The 17,173-nt window shown below is 64.7% G+C and carries 23 protein-coding genes and 2 pseudogenes; 16 read left to right on the plus strand and 9 right to left on the minus strand.

Annotated features, from left to right (window positions below; all coding sequences use genetic code 11):
• Positions 1-92 precede the first annotated feature (92 nt).
• A complete protein-coding gene (locus HWV23_RS12255; RefSeq protein ID WP_178290684.1) occupies positions 93-311 on the plus strand; it encodes a YgaP family membrane protein in 219 nt (72 codons plus the stop codon).
• Between the two features lies 1 nt (position 312).
• Positions 313-906: a class I SAM-dependent methyltransferase gene (locus HWV23_RS12260; RefSeq protein WP_178290685.1), complete on the plus strand. Its 594-nt coding sequence runs from the start codon at positions 313-315 to the stop codon at positions 904-906.
• A gap of 138 nt (positions 907-1,044) precedes the next feature.
• On the opposite strand, the gene HWV23_RS12265 is transcribed toward HWV23_RS12260, so the two are convergent.
• Both HWV23_RS12265 and HWV23_RS12270 read right to left on the minus strand, forming a co-directional pair.
• Entirely contained in the window at positions 1,045-1,617 is a 573-nt protein-coding gene (locus HWV23_RS12265) for a DsrE/DsrF/DrsH-like family protein (RefSeq protein ID WP_178290686.1), read from the minus strand.
• Positions 1,618-1,619: 2 nt separating this feature from the next.
• Positions 1,620-1,865 (minus strand): sulfurtransferase TusA family protein, encoded by a 246-nt coding sequence (locus tag HWV23_RS12270; protein WP_178290687.1) that lies wholly within the window; start codon positions 1,863-1,865, stop codon positions 1,620-1,622.
• Between the two features lie 249 nt (positions 1,866-2,114).
• Between HWV23_RS12270 and HWV23_RS12275 the strand changes: the two genes are divergently transcribed.
• The 4 genes from HWV23_RS12275 to HWV23_RS12290 are packed head-to-tail and all read left to right on the plus strand — an operon-like array spanning position 2,115 to position 5,653.
• Entirely contained in the window at positions 2,115-3,356 is a 1,242-nt protein-coding gene (locus HWV23_RS12275) for an MBL fold metallo-hydrolase (RefSeq protein WP_178290688.1), read from the plus strand.
• An 8-nt stretch (positions 3,357-3,364) separates the two neighbouring features.
• Complete coding sequence (locus HWV23_RS12280) at positions 3,365-3,922, plus strand: YeeE/YedE family protein (RefSeq protein WP_178290689.1); 558 nt, start codon at positions 3,365-3,367, stop codon at positions 3,920-3,922.
• A gap of 58 nt (positions 3,923-3,980) precedes the next feature.
• Positions 3,981-4,442, plus strand: a complete 462-nt coding sequence (locus tag HWV23_RS12285) for a YeeE/YedE family protein (protein WP_178290690.1) — start codon at positions 3,981-3,983, stop codon at positions 4,440-4,442.
• A 26-nt stretch (positions 4,443-4,468) separates the two neighbouring features.
• Positions 4,469-5,653, plus strand: a complete 1,185-nt coding sequence (locus tag HWV23_RS12290) for an inorganic phosphate transporter (RefSeq protein WP_178290691.1) — start codon at positions 4,469-4,471, stop codon at positions 5,651-5,653.
• Here the strand turns inward: HWV23_RS12290 and HWV23_RS17290 are convergent.
• Positions 5,651-5,802 (minus strand): annotated as a pseudogene (locus HWV23_RS17290) (universal stress protein); the annotation flags it as partial. The gene HWV23_RS12290 and the pseudogene HWV23_RS17290 sit on opposite strands and share 3 nt — an antisense overlap.
• 192 nt (positions 5,803-5,994) lie before the next feature.
• Between HWV23_RS17290 and HWV23_RS12295 the strand changes: the two are divergent.
• The 9 genes and pseudogenes from HWV23_RS12295 to HWV23_RS12330 all read left to right on the plus strand — a co-directional run bounded on the left by HWV23_RS12295 (position 5,995) and on the right by HWV23_RS12330 (position 11,165).
• Positions 5,995-6,159: a DUF7512 family protein gene (locus HWV23_RS12295; RefSeq protein ID WP_178290692.1), complete on the plus strand. Its 165-nt coding sequence runs from the start codon at positions 5,995-5,997 to the stop codon at positions 6,157-6,159.
• Positions 6,149-7,207 carry a sulfite exporter TauE/SafE family protein gene (locus tag HWV23_RS12300; protein WP_178290693.1) on the plus strand — a complete coding sequence of 353 codons (1,059 nt, stop codon included), beginning with the start codon at positions 6,149-6,151 and terminating at the stop codon, positions 7,205-7,207. The genes HWV23_RS12295 and HWV23_RS12300 overlap by 11 nt, the downstream gene beginning before the upstream one ends.
• A gap of 131 nt (positions 7,208-7,338) precedes the next feature.
• Positions 7,339-7,743: a helix-turn-helix domain-containing protein gene (locus HWV23_RS12305; RefSeq protein WP_178290694.1), complete on the plus strand. Its 405-nt coding sequence runs from the start codon at positions 7,339-7,341 to the stop codon at positions 7,741-7,743.
• Between the two features lie 130 nt (positions 7,744-7,873).
• A complete protein-coding gene (gene trxA, locus HWV23_RS12310; protein WP_178290695.1) occupies positions 7,874-8,233 on the plus strand; it encodes a thioredoxin in 360 nt (119 codons plus the stop codon).
• A gap of 6 nt (positions 8,234-8,239) precedes the next feature.
• Positions 8,240-8,317, plus strand: a pseudogene (locus tag HWV23_RS17295) (NAD(P)/FAD-dependent oxidoreductase); the annotation flags it as partial.
• Between the two features lie 152 nt (positions 8,318-8,469).
• Positions 8,470-8,697: a hypothetical protein gene (locus HWV23_RS12315; protein WP_178290696.1), complete on the plus strand. Its 228-nt coding sequence runs from the start codon at positions 8,470-8,472 to the stop codon at positions 8,695-8,697.
• Positions 8,698-8,776: 79 nt separating this feature from the next.
• Complete coding sequence (locus HWV23_RS12320) at positions 8,777-9,916, plus strand: SPFH domain-containing protein (protein WP_178290697.1); 1,140 nt, start codon at positions 8,777-8,779, stop codon at positions 9,914-9,916.
• Between the two features lie 57 nt (positions 9,917-9,973).
• On the plus strand, positions 9,974-10,576 hold the full coding sequence (locus HWV23_RS12325; protein ID WP_178290698.1) for a winged helix-turn-helix transcriptional regulator: 603 nt from the start codon (positions 9,974-9,976) through the stop codon (positions 10,574-10,576).
• A 55-nt stretch (positions 10,577-10,631) separates the two neighbouring features.
• A complete protein-coding gene (locus tag HWV23_RS12330; protein ID WP_178290699.1) occupies positions 10,632-11,165 on the plus strand; it encodes a GNAT family N-acetyltransferase in 534 nt (177 codons plus the stop codon).
• On the opposite strand, the gene HWV23_RS12335 is transcribed toward HWV23_RS12330, so the two are convergent.
• Both HWV23_RS12335 and HWV23_RS12340 read right to left on the minus strand, forming a co-directional pair.
• A complete protein-coding gene (locus HWV23_RS12335) occupies positions 11,162-11,404 on the minus strand; it encodes a DUF7123 family protein (RefSeq protein ID WP_178290700.1) in 243 nt (80 codons plus the stop codon). The genes HWV23_RS12330 and HWV23_RS12335 overlap by 4 nt on opposite strands.
• A 148-nt stretch (positions 11,405-11,552) precedes the next feature.
• Positions 11,553-13,658 (minus strand): hypothetical protein, encoded by a 2,106-nt coding sequence (locus HWV23_RS12340; protein ID WP_178290701.1) that lies wholly within the window; start codon positions 13,656-13,658, stop codon positions 11,553-11,555.
• A gap of 180 nt (positions 13,659-13,838) precedes the next feature.
• Between HWV23_RS12340 and merB the strand changes: the two genes are divergently transcribed.
• Positions 13,839-14,468 carry an organomercurial lyase gene (gene merB, locus HWV23_RS12345; RefSeq protein WP_178290702.1) on the plus strand — a complete coding sequence of 210 codons (630 nt, stop codon included), beginning with the start codon at positions 13,839-13,841 and terminating at the stop codon, positions 14,466-14,468.
• Here merB and HWV23_RS12350 read toward each other — a convergent pair.
• The 4 genes from HWV23_RS12350 to HWV23_RS12365 form a co-directional block, all read right to left on the minus strand.
• Positions 14,465-15,103 carry a helix-turn-helix domain-containing protein gene (locus HWV23_RS12350; protein WP_178290703.1) on the minus strand — a complete coding sequence of 213 codons (639 nt, stop codon included), beginning with the start codon at positions 15,101-15,103 and terminating at the stop codon, positions 14,465-14,467. The genes merB and HWV23_RS12350 overlap by 4 nt on opposite strands.
• A 313-nt stretch (positions 15,104-15,416) precedes the next feature.
• Complete coding sequence (locus HWV23_RS12355; RefSeq protein WP_178290704.1) at positions 15,417-15,809, minus strand: TRAM domain-containing protein; 393 nt, start codon at positions 15,807-15,809, stop codon at positions 15,417-15,419.
• Positions 15,810-15,849: 40 nt separating this feature from the next.
• On the minus strand, positions 15,850-16,542 hold the full coding sequence (locus tag HWV23_RS12360; protein WP_178290705.1) for a YkgJ family cysteine cluster protein: 693 nt from the start codon (positions 16,540-16,542) through the stop codon (positions 15,850-15,852).
• Positions 16,543-16,580: 38 nt separating this feature from the next.
• The gene (locus HWV23_RS12365; protein ID WP_178290706.1) at positions 16,581-17,042 is read right to left on the minus strand and encodes a hypothetical protein; all 462 of its coding nucleotides are present in this window, start codon (positions 17,040-17,042) and stop codon (positions 16,581-16,583) included.
• Between the last annotated feature and the right edge of the window lie 131 nt (positions 17,043-17,173).

Here is a 17,173-nt window from a genome sequence, read left to right on the forward strand (position 1 = left end):
CCTTCAATTCTGAAATATCGGCGGTGTTCGGCCGTTCTCCCCCCGCGGGAATAGCCACGAATCTTATAACCGAGTACAGCGTAATGTTGGGTATGGAGACCAATATTGGTTCGACCGACCGACTCGTTCGACTTGTGGCGGGTGTGATACTGGCGGCGCTCGGCCTCGCGAACTTCGGTGGCGTCGTGGAACTCGGCTACACCGTCGCCCTGATTGCCATCGTTGTCGGGGCCGTCCTCGTCGGGACTGCCCTGACCCGGATGTGCTTGATCTACCGCATCATCGGCGTCGATACCTGCGCGACGCGGTAGGATGGAGCGCTTCCAGAACACGGGCCAACCCGACTGGGACTGGTGGGGTCGGCTGTGGCCGACGCCCGGGGAGACCCTGCGCCGACTCGGCGTCGAGTCGGACCAGTCGCTTGCCGAGGTCGGGTCCGGAAACGGCTACTTCGCGCTTCCAGCCGCCAGGATAACCGCCCCCGGGACGGTGTACGCCATCGACCTCGATGAGTCACTGCTCGCGGAACTGGAAGCCCTCGCCGACCGACAGGGCATCGACAACGTAGAAACCCTCTGTTGTGACGCGCGGGCGCTGACGGACGGCCTTCCCGAGGCCGTCGATACGGTCCTACTGGCGAACGCGTTCCACGGAATCTCCGACCCCGAGGCCTTCGCCGCGGAGGCGTTCGAAGCGCTCGCTCCCGGGGGACGGTTCCTGGTCGTCAACTGGCAGGACCGCCCGCGCACCGAGACGACCGTACTGGGCGAGCCCCGCGGGCCGCCGACCGAACTCCGGGTTTCGCCCTCGGAGACGCGGGCTATTATCGAGGACGCCGCTCCGTTTTCGACCGCTCGTCGCGTCGAGTTACCGCCCTACCACTACGCGCTCTGCTTCGAGCGGTAGCACGGTCGGTCCCTTTTCAAGTTCGTTTGATGTACGCTGATTGACCCCTGCCGAGCCGGAGGATTCGAACCTTCAAAAATCGTCGTCGCGACAGTGGAACAGAGGGAAGAACAGTCGGGATACTGCGAGCCGGGAACGTTAGACGAGCAGTTGGATGTCGGCATCGGCCATGTCCTCGAGGGCCGTCGCCGCGCCGACGCCGGTGGTGACGCCGTCGTAGAAGTCGTCCTCGTCGTAGTCCATCAGGTCGATGGTCATCTGACAGGCCTGGAACTCCACGCCCATGTCGAGGGAGGTCTCGAGGAGCTCCTCGATGGAGGCCGTGTCGTTGTCCTCGATTTTCTTCTCCATCATCTTCGTCGTCATGCGGTCCATGCCGGGGAGCGCGCCGACGATGTTCGGGACGGGCATGCTCGGGTTGCCGACCGAACTCAACTGGAGGTTCTTGGACTTCTCCTCGTGGAGGATGTCCAGCCCCCAGAACGTGTGGAAGACCGTGACGTCGTAGCCGAAGGCGGCGGCCGTGCTGGCGAGGATGAGCGGCGGGTACGCCATGTCGAGGGTCCCCTTCGTCGCGATGATGCTCATCTTCTTGGTGTCGTCGCCCTCTGTGGCCTCAGCCAGCGATTCCTCGAGTTCGTCGATGCGCGCAGCCAGCTCCGCACGCGAGGGGGTGTCGTCGGCCGACGCGTCTGGTGTATCCGTACTCATGTTTACTCCGTCTTGCGGACGTAGTGTTTGTACACGTCGGCGCCTTCCTCCTGGCCGAGCAGCTCGACACCGTCCGTTCCGGACGCCCAGCCGTCGATGTCGCTCATGCTACCGGAGTCAGTCGCCAGGACCTCCAGCACCTCGCCTTCGCCGAGGTCGTCGATTGCGCCTTTGGTCTTGACGACCGGCATGGGACACGATTCACCTTTCACGTCGAGCGTCTCCGAGATATCGTATTCAGCACTCATGGTTTGTCTGCTCCGTTGGTCTGTATTGGAGCTATCGCACAATATTAGGTCTGTGGTTAAAAGAATGTTGGTTCTTGTGCCTATTACAAACAACTATTCTCCCGATGGACGCGAATCAGTGGCCTTGAAGGCCCCAATGAGCGCGTATCAGGCACTAATAGAACTCCTACCTCGAATCTATATTGTGTGATTTATGGATTACTATGCAAACTCTTTTGTACGCCGGTCCGATACAAGCGAGTGTACGATATGAACGCCGAAGATTTCCCGACTCCCGACGTCGAAGTCGAGACGGTCGCACCGGAAACGCTGAAGGACGACATCGACGCGGGCGAGGACGTGACGCTCCTCGACGCGCGCATGGAATCGGATTACGAGGAATGGCACATCGACGGTGAGAACATCACCTCGATCAACGTCCCCTACTTCGAGTTCCTGGAGGACGACATCGACGAGGACGTTCTCGAAGGGATTCCCGAGGACCGCGAAGTGACCGTCCTCTGTGCGAAGGGCGGCGCCAGCGAGTACGTCGCAGGCACGCTCGCGGAACGCGGCTACGACGTCAACCACCTCGAGGACGGTATGAACGGCTGGGCCGGCATCTACGAGGCCGTCGAGGTCACCGACTACGACGGCGCCGGCACGCTGCTGCAGTACCAGCGGCCCTCCTCTGGCTGTCTCGGATATCTGGTCTACGACGACGGCGAAGCCGCCATCATCGACCCGCTCCGGGTCTTCACCGACCGCTACCTCGAGGACGCCGAGGAACTCGGCGTCGAGCTGAAGTACGCGCTGGACACCCACATCCACGCCGACCACATCTCCGGCGTCCGCAACCTCGATGCGGAGGGCGTCGAAGGCGTCATCCCCGAAGCGGCCGTCGACCGTGGCGTCACCTACGCCGCGGAGCGAAGCTCCGCGAGCCCTGCCTCGCAAGCTCGGCAGAACGCTGACGAACTGACCACGGCCGAGGACGGCGACACCTTCGAAGTCGGCGACGCCACCATCGAGGCCGTCTACACGCCCGGCCACACCACGGGCATGACCTCCTACCTCATCGACGACAGCCTGCTGGCAACCGGTGACGGGCTGTTCATCGAGAGCGTCGCCCGCCCCGACCTCGAAGAGGGCGACGACGGCGCGCCCGAGGCGGCTCGGATGCTCTACGAATCCCTGCAGGAACGCGTCCTGACGCTGCCCGACGAGACGCTCGTCGGTGGCGCCCACTTCAGCGACGCCGCCGAACCCGCCGCGGACGGCACCTACACCGCGCCCATCGGCGACCTCGTCGAGGAGATGGACGCCCTGACGATGGACGAAGACGAGTTCGTCGAACTCATCCTCTCGGACATGCCGCCCCGCCCGGCCAACTACGAGGACATCATCGCGACGAACCTCGGACAGAACGCCGTCGACGACGAGGAAGCGTTCACGCTCGAACTCGGGCCGAACAACTGCGCCGCGAGCCAGGAATCCCTCGCGGGTGACTAACACTGCCGATGGTGACTGATCCACTCGTCCTCCAGCTGGCCGCCGAGCTGTTCCCCAACGGGATCAGTCGCTACGCCGTCGGCGGCCTGCTGGTCGGCCTCGGCGCGGTCGTGATTTACATCGGCACGGGCATCCCGGCCGGCGCGAGTACGTTCCTCGAATCGACGCTGTCGTACGTCTCGGACCGGTCGCGGTTCCAGCGGTACGTGGGCTCCCGCGACTGGCGCGTCGTGTTCACCCTCGGCATCATCCTCGGTGCCGCGGTGTTCGCGGCGACCGTCCAGTCCGGCGTCATCGCGACGTCGCTCTACGAGCCCGGAACCACCGGCCAGACCTACGAACTCGCCGGCATCACGCTGTGGCTGACCGAGGTCCAGCCGTGGCGGCTGTTCCTCGGCGGCATCCTCGTCGGAATCGGGACCCGAATCGGGAAGGGGTGTACGTCCGGACACGGCGTCTGCGGCGTCGGTTCGGCGTCGAAGACGTCCATCGTCGGCGTCGCGACGTTCCTGCTGGTCGCTATCGGAACCGCACAACTGGTCGCGGCGCTGGGGGTGAGCCCGTAATGCGCGAGACGCGAGCGTCTCGAAACGCGCGAACGGGAGCGACCGGAGGGAGCGACACGTGAGCGACGACCGCCATCCCCTGTTCAAGCCGCTAATCTTCGTCGGCGGCCTGATATTCGGGTTCGGGCTCGGCTTCAGCCACATGGCGCGGCCGGAGGTCGTGTTGAACTTCCTGCAGTTCGAGGATTTCGGCCTGCTGTTCGTCATGTTCGGCGCGGCGGTCGTCTCCGGTATCGCCTTCGCGGTAATGCCGCGGATTCGAGACACCGCGCCGCTGACCGGCGACCTGTACGAACGGCGGCTGAAGTCGTTCGACAGGAACGTGCTGATCGGCGGCGCCATCTTCGGCGTCGGCTGGGGCCTCTCGGGCATCTGTCCCGGCGCGGCCTACGCCAGCCTCGGCACCGGTAACATCACCATCCTCTGGGCGCTCGCCGGTATGTTCATCGGCGCCTACGCGCAGGGGTACTGGCGAAGCCGGACGGCCGAGACCGGCTCGACGGCCACGCGCGCTGACTGAGACGCTTTTTCACTTCTCGCCCACTAATGGAACCCTCTGTAATCGCACTGTTCGTCGTCGCCGGCCTCGCCAGTCTGTTCATGGCGTGGGTCATCGGTGCCGGCTCCAGCGGCGCAACCCCCTTCGCGCCCGCGGTCGGCGCCAACGCCATCTCGACGATGCGGGCGGCGTTTATCGTCGGCATCTTCGGGTTCGCCGGCGCGGTCGTGCAGGGCGCCAACGTCTCCGAAGCCGTCGGCCGCGGCCTCATCGGTGGGGTCAGCCTCCCGGCCTCGGGCGTTATCGTCGTCCTGCTTATCGGGGCCGGCCTCATGGCCTTCGGCATCAAGACCGGCTATCCCATCGCCACGGCCTTCACGGTGACCGGGTCGGTCATCGGCGTCGGCCTCGCCCTCGGCGGCACGCCCGTCTGGCCGAAGTACCTCCAGATCGGTGCCGTCTGGGTGTTGACGCCCTTCGTCGGTGGCGGCCTCGCCTACGGTATCGCGAGCGTCCTCCCGCGGGCCGACGTTCCCGAACGGTACAGCGTCGCCCTGCTCGCCGGCCTCGTGGGGGCCGTACTGGCGAACGTCAACTTCGCCTATCTCGGCCCCGGGAGTTCGATGGGCTCGGTCGCCGGCCTCGCCGGGCGGACGCTCGGCGTCGACGGACTGGCGGTACCGGCCGCCGTTTCACTACTCGCTGCGTCGTCGGTCGCCGCCCTCGTCTCGTGGGACATCGCACGTGACATGAGCGGTGGCTTGCGGCGGGTCCTGCTGGCGCTCGGGTCGCTGGTGGCCTTCTCCGCGGGCGGGAGTCAGGTCGGCCTCGCGGTCGGCCCGCTGTTGCCGCTGCTGGACGACGTGGGGATGGTCCCCGTAATGGCCGTCCTCGTCGGCGGTGGCCTCGGCATGCTCGTCGGGTCGTGGACGGGCGCCCCGCGGATGATAAAGTCGCTGTCGCAGGACTACTCGTCGCTGGGGCCGCGTCGCTCCATCTCGGCGCTCGTGCCGTCGTTCCTCATCGCACAGACGGCGGTCCTGCTCGGCGTGCCCGTCTCGTTCAACGAAATCGTCGTCAGCGCCATCATCGGCAGCGGGGCCGCGGTCGGCGGCGGCGACGCCATCGACTCGCGGAAAATCGGCATGACCGTCGTCGCGTGGGCGGGCTCGCTCCTGTTGGCGCTGGCGCTCGGCTACGGCGTGGCCGCCCTGTTACCGTTCGTCTCCTAACTCGGTTTGCGTCTCGATGTCCTCGTTTTTCAGCGTCTCCGCACGCACGGCCAGCCGTTCGCGTAGGTCGGCCTCGGCGTCGGCACCCCGTCTTTCGGCGAGCGGACGTGGACGAGCGTCGCCTCCTCGGTCGCATGGCGGAGATACGCCGCGCGAACCGGTCTTCCCGGCTAGCTGGTGCCATACGTTTTCCATAAGTTATCGATACTCTCGGGGAGGTTATGGGAATATAGTATTGTATAGTATTTCCAAAACCGTTATAGGGATAAGTCGGATAGGGAGTATTGAACAGAAATGTGGCAACACCGAATTACCGCGTTCGACTATCGAAGTGAGAAACAATGGCAGGACTAGAAGTACCGACGTGGGACCCGGAGACGGCCCTGCTTATCGGCACGATTCTGCTGGAAGCGGTCGTGCTCTACGTGGGATACGGCGGTCTCGAACGGCTCTTCGGACCCCACCTCATGAAACTCCTGGTCGGAGGTAAAGAGGATGCTCGATAGCGTACTCGGCGGACTCGGAATCCTGAACTCAAGCCCCGAGATGCTGGCCCTGTTCGTCGGGTTCGGCCTCGTCGTCGGGGTGCTGTTCGGGTTCTTCGGCATGGGCGGGTCGTTCCTCGTCACCCCGGCCCTGCTGATGCTCGACTACGAGCCATCGGTCGCCGTCGGTAGCGGGATGGCGTTCGTCTTCGGGACGGCCGTCATCGCGACCCTGAAACACCGTGACCTCGGGCAGGTCGACTACAAACTCGGCGTGATAATGATTACCGGGACGACCATCGGTATCGAGGCCGGACGTGCCAGCGTCTACTACCTCGAATCGCTCGGACTCGCCGGTGGCATCATCAGCGTCGCCTACGTCGTCCTGCTCGGCGGCGTCGGGGCGATGGTCACCCGCGACGCCCTGAAGGGCGACGGCGGCGGTGGCGTCGACCACGAGGCCGCGGACAAGGACCTCAGCGAGTACGAGATCCCCGAAATCGCGAAGACGATTCAGCAGACAGTGCGGATTCCGCCGATGGTGACGCTTCGTGGTGACGTCCGTGTTTCCGTCTGGGTCATCACGGCCGTCGCCTTCACCACCGGCCTGCTGTCGGGTTTCCTCGGCGTCGGTGGCGGCTTCATCCGGATGCCCGCGATGATGTACGCCATCGGTGTCCCGGTGCCCGTGGCCGTTGGGACGGACCTCTTCGAGATCGTCTTCTCCGGCGGTCTCGGGAGCTACCTCTACGGACAGGGCGGCGGCGTCAACCTCGGTATCGTCGTCCCGCTGCTGTTCGGGAGCGCGCTCGGTGCCCGTATCGGCTCCGCCGCGACCGCCGTCGTCGACTCCGACGGTATCAAGGTCTACTTCGGCGGCATGCTGCTCGTCGGTGCCACCGCGGTCGGCATCGGCGAGGTCGGTTCCTACGTCGGCAACTCGACCCTCGAGACGATCGGGCTGGCGATGGTCCTCGGTGCGGCAGTCATCGTCGCCTTGGCGATTCTCTACACGACGGTCGTCTCGCTGCGGACGACGCAAGGCCAGCAAGCAACCGTCGCGGACTGATTCCTTCGCACGCCGAAACGCTCACCCGCCCGCGTTCTGAGGCCGTCGTGGCCGTCCTCGATTCGTCACGCGATTGTGCAATCCGTGCAAAAATCTTTTAACGGCACAGTACCTACGATAAATCGATAATAATGCCGGATTCGATGTCCGAACAACTCCAGCGGGACATGGCGTGTGAGGGGCTCCTCGAGTGTTTCCACGGGCTTAAACAACTCGACAAGGAGATATTTCAGGAACTCGTCGACACCGAAGAGCCGCTAACCATCGACGAGATCGCCGAGAAAGTCGACCGTGAGCGGTCGACCGCGTACCGAGCGGTACAGCGCCTCCTGCAGGCCGGTTTCATCCAGAAGGAACAGGTGAACTACGATCAGGGCGGGTACTACCACGTCTACAAGCCGACCGACCCCTCGAAGATCGCCGACAACATGCAGCGGCTCCTGAACGACTGGTACGCCAAGATGGGCCAACTCATCCAGGAGTTCGAGACCAAATACGAAGGGCAGGGCGCCTCTGCGCCGTCTCTCGAAGGCTAAACTGCCGATTCGGCCGATATTCTACTTCTCTCCTCGCTCGCCTCGACAGCGCGAATCGTCGCTCTTGGTTTCTCGGTATTGTATATTTCTCCCAAAACTCTTAATTACTGACGGTGCCTACGAAGAGGTGATGGCAGCAGACACCGCATCCGAGACCAGCACCGAAACGCCCACCGAACCCATCCACATCGACGGGCAGGCACACCTCCAGGAGGTCGCCGACGAATACGACGTGCTCCTGACGGACTTCTACGCCGACTGGTGTGGCCCCTGTAAGATGCTCGAACCGACGGTCGAGACCCTCGCCGCCGAGACGGACGCGGCCGTCGCGAAGGTCGACGTCGACGCCAACCAGCAGCTCGCCGCCGCCTTCGGCGTGCAGGGCGTGCCCACGCTGCTCCTGTTCGTCGACGGCGAGCAGGCCGAATCCATCGTCGGCGTGCAGGGCGAAGACCAGCTGCGGTCGCTCATCCAGCAGTACACCGAATAAACGCCCGGCGACGAGCCCGGCGGCCAGTTGACGCTGACCACCGATGTCGAGAACTTCCTCGGCTTCCCGAGGGCGTCGGCGGGATGGTATGCTCTCTGCGAGCGCGCTATGCCCGCGGGGAACTCCCCGACGAGGCGTTCGAACGGCAACGGCGACGCCTGAAGACTGCGGCTGACCGGACCGACTGTTCTCGGCCGCCGACACATACAACTCCCCACCCTGAGTAACCGTTCCCGATGAGCGAGCAGGACGACGATTCGGAGATGTCCAAGTGGTCGTGGCTCGGCCTCGGCGGCATCGCGAGCCTCTGTTGTGTGTTCGCGGCGCCGTCGGGTGCTGCCGCCTTGAGTGGCGCCGCCGCGGCCGGTGGGACGACTGCCGCTCTGGGCGGTGACCTGATTCGCATCGCTGTCGTGACTCTCACCGTCGGCGCCATCGCTCTGGCGTTGCGGCTCCGCGGATAGTACTACCGGGGCGTTCCGGACAGCGGCCGTTCCCGTCGTACGGGCGAACCCTTATGCAATATTCGCCCAATGTAGGGATATGTTCGCTCCCCTCCAGCTCGGTGGCACCATCTTCCCCATCGTCGCGCTGCTGTTGCTCGTGGTGGCGGTCGTGGCGGTCTATCAGGCCGTCGAGATAGTCAACGCCTACGAGAAGCGGGCGCTGACGGTCTTCGGCGAGTACCGCAAACTCCTCGAACCGGGTATCAACTTCATCCCGCCGTTCGTCTCACGGACGTACACCTTCGATATGCGGACCCAGACGCTCGACGTCCCGCGACAGGAGGCTATCACGCGGGACAACTCCCCGGTCACGGCCGACGCCGTCGTCTACATCAAGGTCATGGACGCCCGGAAGGCGTTCTTAGAGGTCGACAACTACAAGAAGGCCGTCTCGAACCTCGCCCAGACGACCCTCCGGGCCGTGCTGGGCGACATGGAACTGGACGACACGCTGAACAAGCGCCAGGAGATCAACGCCAAAATCCGGAAGGAACTCGACGAACCCACCGACGAGTGGGGGATTCGCGTCGAGAGCGTCGAGGTCCGCGAGGTCAACCCCTCGAAGGACGTCCAGCAGGCGATGGAACAGCAGACCTCCGCCGAACGGAAGCGCCGTGCCATGATTCTGGAAGCCCAGGGTGAGCGGCGCTCCGCCGTCGAGAAGGCCGAAGGTGACAAGCAGTCCAACATCATCCGCGCGCAGGGTGAAAAGCAGAGCCAGATTCTGGAAGCACAGGGTGACGCCATCAGTACGGTCCTGCGGGCGAAATCCGCCGAATCGATGGGCGAACGCGCCGTCATCGAACGCGGCATGGAGACCCTCGAAGAAATCGGCAAGGGCGAATCGACGACGTTCGTCATGCCGCAGGAACTCACCTCGCTGATGTCGCGGTACGGCAAGCACCTGACCGGCAGCGACGTGGCGACCGATGGCGAGATGCTCGAGAGCATGGACTTCGACAGCGAGACGCGCGAACTGCTCGGCCTCGACGACATCGAGGAGATTCTCGGCCAGATCGAGGAGGAAACCGAGATGGACATCGAGGAGATGGAACAGCAAGCCCAGGCCATCAAGGAAGGCGCGGACCCGGCCGACATCAAGGACCCCGACGAGGTCATCGCCGAGATGGACGAGGAGATGCCCGAAGGCGAGGACTTCGAGACCGAGACGGAATAAAAACGCCCGGAAGCGGGCGGCGAAGGGGTTTTATCGGCGACTCGCCAAAGGCCTCCAATGAGCGAGCGGGGTATCGACGAGAGCAAGCGGGCAACGCTCAAGCGCTTCGCGGCGCTGGGAGCGACGACGCCGCTGGTCCGCCTCTCCGGCGAGGACGGCGACAGCGACGTCCGCGACGCCATCGTCGGCTACCTCGCGACGACGCCCGGGGCCCACTTCTCGAAACTCCGCGACGACCTGCAACTCGGGACCGGCGAGACCCAACACCACCTCCGCCGTCTGGAGCGGGACGGCGCCGTCGAACACCGCAAGGACGGCGAGTACAAGCGCTATTTCCCCGCCGACCGCTTTTCGGAATTCGAACAGCGCGCGCTCGGCTATCTCCGCCGGGAGACGCCCCGGAAGATGGTGCTGGCCCTGCTTGCGACCCCCGATGCGGCCGGTGCCGACATCGCCGAGTCGGCGGACGTCTCGCGGTCGACCGTCTCGAAATACGCCGCGGAACTAGAGGAGGCGGGCCTGCTCTCCCGCGAGGGCGGCTACGAAATCCGGCGGCCCGAAACCCTCTTGACGCTGGTCGTCCGCTATGCGGATTCCTTCGGCGACGACGCGATGGCCTTCGCGGGGCAGGCCGACGACCTGGTTCGCTACGACCCCTGAGACGTTTTGACAGGCCTCCCGAAAACCCTTACCGGGCGGCGGCGTCGACCGCCGTATGCCTGGCCCCGTATTCATCCGCGGCGACCACATCGACCTCAGAACCGTTACCGACGAGGACCTCTCGTTCGTGACGACGTGGCGTAACCATCCCGACGTCCGGCGGTGGATGCCGCGGAGTCGCCCCGACCTGACCGACGATATCGAGGCGTTCCGCGAGGGCTTCGTCGATGACGAGGGCGTCAACCTGTTGGCGTGCGACGGCGACGAGCGGCTCGGCCTCGTTTCGATGTTCCTCGTCGACGCCGACTCCCGGCGGGCCCGCCTCGGCGCGTGGTTGAAACCCGACGCGCAGGGTGGCGGCTACGGGACGGAAGCCGCTTCGCTACTGGTCGAGTACGCTTTCGAGGAGCGAGCGCTCCGGAAACTCGTCGCGAACGCCCGCGCGGACAATGCGCCCTCCCGCGGAACGCTCGAGAAACTCGGGTTCACGGAGGAGGGCCGTCAGCGGGACCACTACTACATCAACGGCGAGTACGTCGACCGGGTCATTTACGGCCTCTTCGCCGACGAGTGGCGAGGAACCGTCTAAACCGTGACCTTCCAGGTCGTCCCCGAGGAGTAGCCCCACTTCTCGACGTCGATGTCGAAATCGCCCTCACAGATGGCGGTCATGTTCGTGCCGACTTCCTTCGCCGAGAGGTCGAGTTCCTCCCCGATGAGTCGGGACTTGAAGTAGGTCTTCATCTGGCCCTTCTCACGGAGATACGAGAGGATGCGCTGTTGTTTGTCCGAGAGGTCGGTCGCCGGTGCCTGGACAGTCGCGCTCATACACTACTGAAGGCGGTCACCCACAAAAGGCGGTTTGGTACGGTCGGACAACGGGCCGCTGTATTGCGGTTTTGGCGGCCAGAGGCCCGAAACAGGAGGCTCCATGCCCCGGTATTGGTACGAGCGGTCAACGATGCGCGAGTCCCGATTACTCCGCTTCCGCGTCGTCGGACTCGTCGTCCTGTATTAGCCCCCGCCGAAGGGCGCGAATGAGTGGTTCGAGGTCTTCGGGGTCCGCATCGAGGTTGACATCCAGCGAAAGCGCGTGGTCGGTGCTCGCCGACGAATCCGAGCCGGCGGTGACGTTCACCGACCCGTCGGCATTCGCGTCGGCCGCCCCGCCTGCCTCTTGGGCCGCTTCACGCGCCTCCTCGGCCGCATTCCGGGCCTCCTCGACGGCTGAAGTAATCTCCGCCAGTAGCGCCTCAATATCCGAGACGTCGGCTGATTCGGCGAGCTCTTCGAGTGCGGCTTCGACGTCTACCTCGCCTTCGCCTGCTTCCTCCGACGGTTCCGCTTCGGTTTCGTCCTCTTCAGCGGCTTCTTCGGTTTCCGATTCTTCCGTCTCGGTTTCCGGTTCTGCTTCCGCCTCCTCGGTGGCCTCCGCCGCGCCCTCGTCGGCCGTTTCCCCGCTTTCTTCGACCGCCGCCCCGTTTGCGGCTTCCCCCTCGCTGTCGACGGAGATGGTAATGCCCGGTCCGGCGTCGATTTCGACCGTCACACCGTCGCCTTCGGAAACGTCGATATCGCTTCCCCCGCTCGACTCGTCCCCATCCTCGTCCTCGGAGACGTCGATGCCACCGTCGGTCTGTAGGTTTTCGGCTCCCGTATCGCCGTCCGATTCCTGGTCGTTTTCGCTGCCGGCGACGCCGATGTCCCCGAGGTCGATATCGCCGTCGAGGGTAATCTCGACGCCGTTCTCCTCGTCGACGCCGATCTGAACCTCCGTCCCGTCGCCGAGTTCGAGTTCGACTTCGGGCTGGGGTTCGGATTCGGACGCCGCTTCTGCCGCTGCTTCGGCTTCACTGGCGGCTGCTTCTCCGGCTTCGCCGTCGGTCGCTTCCGTTTCCTCGACGGTAGCCTCCGCTTCCTCAGTGACCTCTTCGACGGCGGGTTCGGCTTCCTCGATAGCCGCCCGGGCCTCTTCGAGTGCGTCGTCGGTCACCGATTCGGCGGCTTCCTCACCTGCCTCGGGGACAGTCTCGACTGCCTGGCCCGCTTCGGCTATCGTTTCGGCCGCCTCCTCGGCGAGTCCCTCGACTCGCTCGGCCTCTTCGGCGGCTGATTCGGCCGCCTCTTGGGCAGCCTCGGCAGTGGCTCGTGCTTCTTCGGCCGCTTCCAGCGCGGCCCGAGCGGCCGCCTCGACCTCGTCGACCAGCGACGCGACTTCGGAACTGTCCGCGGCGTCGAACGATTTCTCCGCCGTTGCCGTTTCCTCGGCTTCTTCGACCGTTTCCGGCGTCGCTTCGGCGACTTCGTCCATCTCTTCGGCGACCTCTTCGACCTCCGCGACTGCTTCTTCGGCTTCCGCTACGGCCGCTTCGGCCCCCCTCTCGGCAGCCACCGCGTCTTCGCCTCCGGGGGGTTCCGCTCCGGCGGGGGCAGTCCTCTCCGTATCCTCGGTGACCTCCCCCGTCGCTTCGGTCATTCGTTCGATCTCCGCGGCGGTCGCTTCGACGGCTTCGGGAACGCCCTCGTCGACTTCGGCCGCCGCGGTTTCCTCCGGTTCTTCCGGCGCTTCGGGTTCCTCGGCCTTTTCGTCGGGAAGCCGATATCGGTCCTGCTCGTCTCGGTCGAGCAAGCCGGCCCACTCGTAGAGGTCCAACAGCGTGGTGATGCCGCTCCGCACCCGGCTTACGTCGATGTCTTGGCCCGTGACGTCGGCGACCAACGGCACCAGCGTTTCCTCGTCGGTCGGGTTCTGTCGGAGAATGCCCCGGACTTCGTCGGTGACCGGCCACTCCGATAGCAGTTCGCGGGCACGTTCCTTCGCGCGCTCTTCGTCGTCGGCTGCGAGCGCGCCTGCGAGGTCCTGTCCACGTTCCGTGAGCCGTTGCTTCTGTCCTTCCTCTTCGAGGACGCCCAACTCTTCGAGGAATCGGGTCTGTCGACCGACCGCATCTGTAACCCCCGTCTCCTCTTCGACTGCCGAGGTGTACATGGGTTCGGCCGCGGCGCCGACCGCATCCCACCCGGCGATGATTTCCCGGAGCGTGTCGAGGCTCACGCCCTTCGGAACGTGATGTGTGGTCATATCCGGGATTCAACAGCTACTATTTAAAAAATCGGATGCCTAAATGATTGCCACACCTCTCCTCACTCCAGTGTCTTTGCGGGTCCACAGCCACTCCCGCGGCTTGGTCGGAGACTATACTTAAACCCACCCAGTACGGTGGGAGCTACGAGGATACGTCTACACGCCGTTTCTGGAGGTATGTCGCACGATAACTGTGCCTGCGGTGCGACCACGGACGACCGAATCGATAGCGGAGGAACGTTCCTCGGTCGACAGGACGAACCGCTCGAAGCGCCGCTTCCGAACGATGTCGGGACGGCGCTGGGACGACTCTTCGAGACGGGGTCCGTACCGACGCTCGGTGCGTGGGTTCGGGAGGTGCGCCGTCGAACCGGCGGGGGCGCCATCGCCGTCGAGGACCTCTGTCACGCGGCGGACGAGACGCCGCACTGGGGCGAAATCGACGGTACTCGTCATCACTTCGTCTGCTTTTACGACGCGGTGGTGCTCGCGGCGTTGCGCGACCGACCGGTCGATATACGGACGGAAAGCCCCGACGGGGAGCCAATCGAGTTACGTGCTGTCGGGGAAGACGAACTGAACGTCTCCCCCGAGAAAGCGGTCTTTTCGTTCGGCGTCGAGAAGGGCGCCGAGCCACCCGCGGACCGTGACCCGCGGCGCGAAGACGTCTATGCGGCCGTCTGTCCGTACGTGAAGGCGTTTCCCGACGTGCAATCGTACAAGCGGTGGGCGGAAACGGTGCCGGCCGCAACCGTCGCGATGCCGCTGTCGGGGGCGACGGAATTCGCGAGCGAACTCGTCAGCTAATCCCCGAGGAACTGTTCCAGCAGGTTCCGTTCGGCGCGTTGCAGATGCTCGACGACAGTCGAGTCGTCGAGGTCCAGTTCGGCGGCGATGTCCTCGGCGGCTGTCGCCCGCGGCACCTCGAAGTAGCCCATGTCGTAGGCGGTTTCCAGCACCTCGCGCTGGCGGTCGGTCAGTTCGTCAAGCGGTCGGTCGCGGCCCTCGTAGGCGCCGAGTTTTCGGAGGTCGGGGTCGACGCCCGCGGTCTCGTAATCCCGAAGCGTCGCGGAAATCGCCTGCTGTGGCCCGACCAGCGACATCGTCGCGGATTCGTCGGCAATCTGCGGGTCGCAGGTCCCGACCAACTCCTCGGAGCGGTCGGCGAGACTGGCCGGCAGGTCGGGTGCTCGGAAGGTGATGACGTAGACGTGGCCGGCATCGGTTTCGGCGACGTGTTCCCAGTTGTCGACGTACTCCAGTGCCGACAATCGGGGCTCGTCGTACCGGGACTCGACTTCGGCCCGGACGACCGAACTCGTCCCGTGGCAGGCCAGTTCCTCGAAATCAACGACGGTGGCCTCTCGGGTGAGGGCGACGAGTTCGTCGATGCCCATCTCCTCGAAGGCACCATCCCTGATGGTGAGGTTCGCTTCGCGCACTAATTGGGGTTCGTCAAAGACCGAATAAAGCGTTGTGCCCAGAATACTGGGCATGATGATAGAAGTGGAGTAAACTGCCGTACTGGTTCGGGAGTATGGGATATAAATAGAGGTAGCATCCGCGAGCGCCCGCAGGGCGCGAGCGGTTCCGCCGCGCGACCGGAGGGAGCGCGGGACCGAGGCCCGACCGTAGGGAGGGCCGACGGTCTTTTTCATGAACGTTTTTGCCGGCGCGGGTTGCGGGCGTAGCCCGCAACCGAATGACGTGGCGGCGAAGCCGCCACGCTCGCGAAGCGCGCCGTGCAAAAAGTTTCTATTCGATAATCTCGCCGACCGCGAAGTTCGACTTGACCTCGGAGATTTCGACCTTGACGCGTTCGCCGACCTCGCCGCCGGGGACGATGATGACGTAGCCGCGCTCGACGCGGGCGATGCCGTCGCCCTGCTTGCCGAGGTCTTCGATTTCGACGTAGCGGATTTCACCTTCCTCGACGGGGGGTTGCGGTTCGTCGCTCGGGGCGGGGCCAGCGGCCTCGGACGTGGAAACGGCCTCGCCCTCGCCGGAGATGAGTGCAACGCGGTAGGTGTCGCCGGGGTCGACGGCGCCGGTTTCGATTTCCCGTTTGGGTACTTCGACGATATAGCGGTCCTCTTCTTCTTCGACCTCGGCGCTGAACAGACACAGGAGTTTATCGGAGATTTCCATAGACCTTCGGTCCGGACATGAAGGCCCCGCTATATAGTAGTTACCGGCTCTCAAGCGGCGTTCCGTCGGGTCGCTTGGCGCCCTCCGAATCGTGAACTACGACACCGTCGACGTCGGGGCGGGGTTCGTAGGCGTCCCGGAGGTCGATGGCCTCCTCCAGTTCGCGGACGGCGCGTTCCTTGAGGGCGGCCGCCAACTCTTCGGCCTCCTCCCGAGAGATGTCGCGTCCGAGGCCCTCACACTCGTGTGCGCGGACCATCCCCTCGCTGTCGACGGCCTCGCCCATGGGCTGGCTGGTGCCGCCCAGGGCGACGCTGAAGGGGTAGGTCCGGCAGACGAGCGGCCGGCTGTCGTGGACGGTACAGGCGCCGGTGCCGTCGTCGTCCTCCTCGTAGAAGGTGCAGTTCCCGCAGTCGTCGGTCCGGATAGCCCATTCGAAGGTTTCGCCCTCCGGGCCGTCGTCGCCCTCGCTGATGCCGTAGGGCATCGGGCGGGCGACGTCGCGCCAGTCGTACTCCTCCTCGAAGTCGTCCGCGGTGGCGTCCTGCAGTTCGCGGGCTTCGTCCGGAAAGAGGGTCGCGGTGTGGGGTTCTTTGCCGCCGTCGTCGGTATCGGCGGCCTTACAGCAGGCGCCACAGCGGGTGCACTCGAAGCCGATGGATTCGATGGCATCGGCCAGTTCGGCGACCGACAGGTCCTTGGCGCGTTCGAGTTCGGCTTCGAGGCTCTCCATACCCGACCGTTTCGCGTCGGGAGGCAAAAGGCCGCCGCTTAGGCGAGTTTGTAGCTGATGATGTATATCATCAGGCCGACGGTGTTCAGCGCCAGGCCGAAAATGGAGATGAGGATGTTCCAGGTGTTCTGGGCGTTCCACGTCTCCGGGTCGAGGGCGTTCGGGACGGTCATGCCCATCATCGCGTAGATGACGACGCCGACGCCGAGCAGGAAGACGCCGAGCGAGAAGGCACGGAGCGTACCGAGCCATCGTCGGCCATCCGGCCGTTTGACGTATTCGTCGGTGTTGTTGAGCGGGGCCGTCAGGACGACGTTCCTCGTGGCGCTGCCGTGGACGTGGCCACAGCGGCCGCATTTCACCGGGGAGCCGTTGATACGGTTGACTCGCGGGCTGCCACACCGGTCACAGGTCGGCGTGGTCAAAAAGAGGGCGGCGAACGCGAGACAGCCGCCGACCAGTATCCCCACCGCCCCCAGGAACTGTCCTTGTAGATACATGCCGGCCACCCCACCCCCGGCGACTAACGCCAGGGGACCCATGATTCTGGCCGTCCTCACCCACTGAGTCATGTGCGTTCTTGGAGGTTGTTCGACTATATTTCTTGCGTGGATACCGTCCGGGGAATGGA

The sequence above is a fragment of the Natronomonas halophila genome (genome assembly GCF_013391085.1).
In the GTDB taxonomy this organism is placed as follows: domain Archaea; phylum Halobacteriota; class Halobacteria; order Halobacteriales; family Haloarculaceae; genus Natronomonas; species Natronomonas halophila.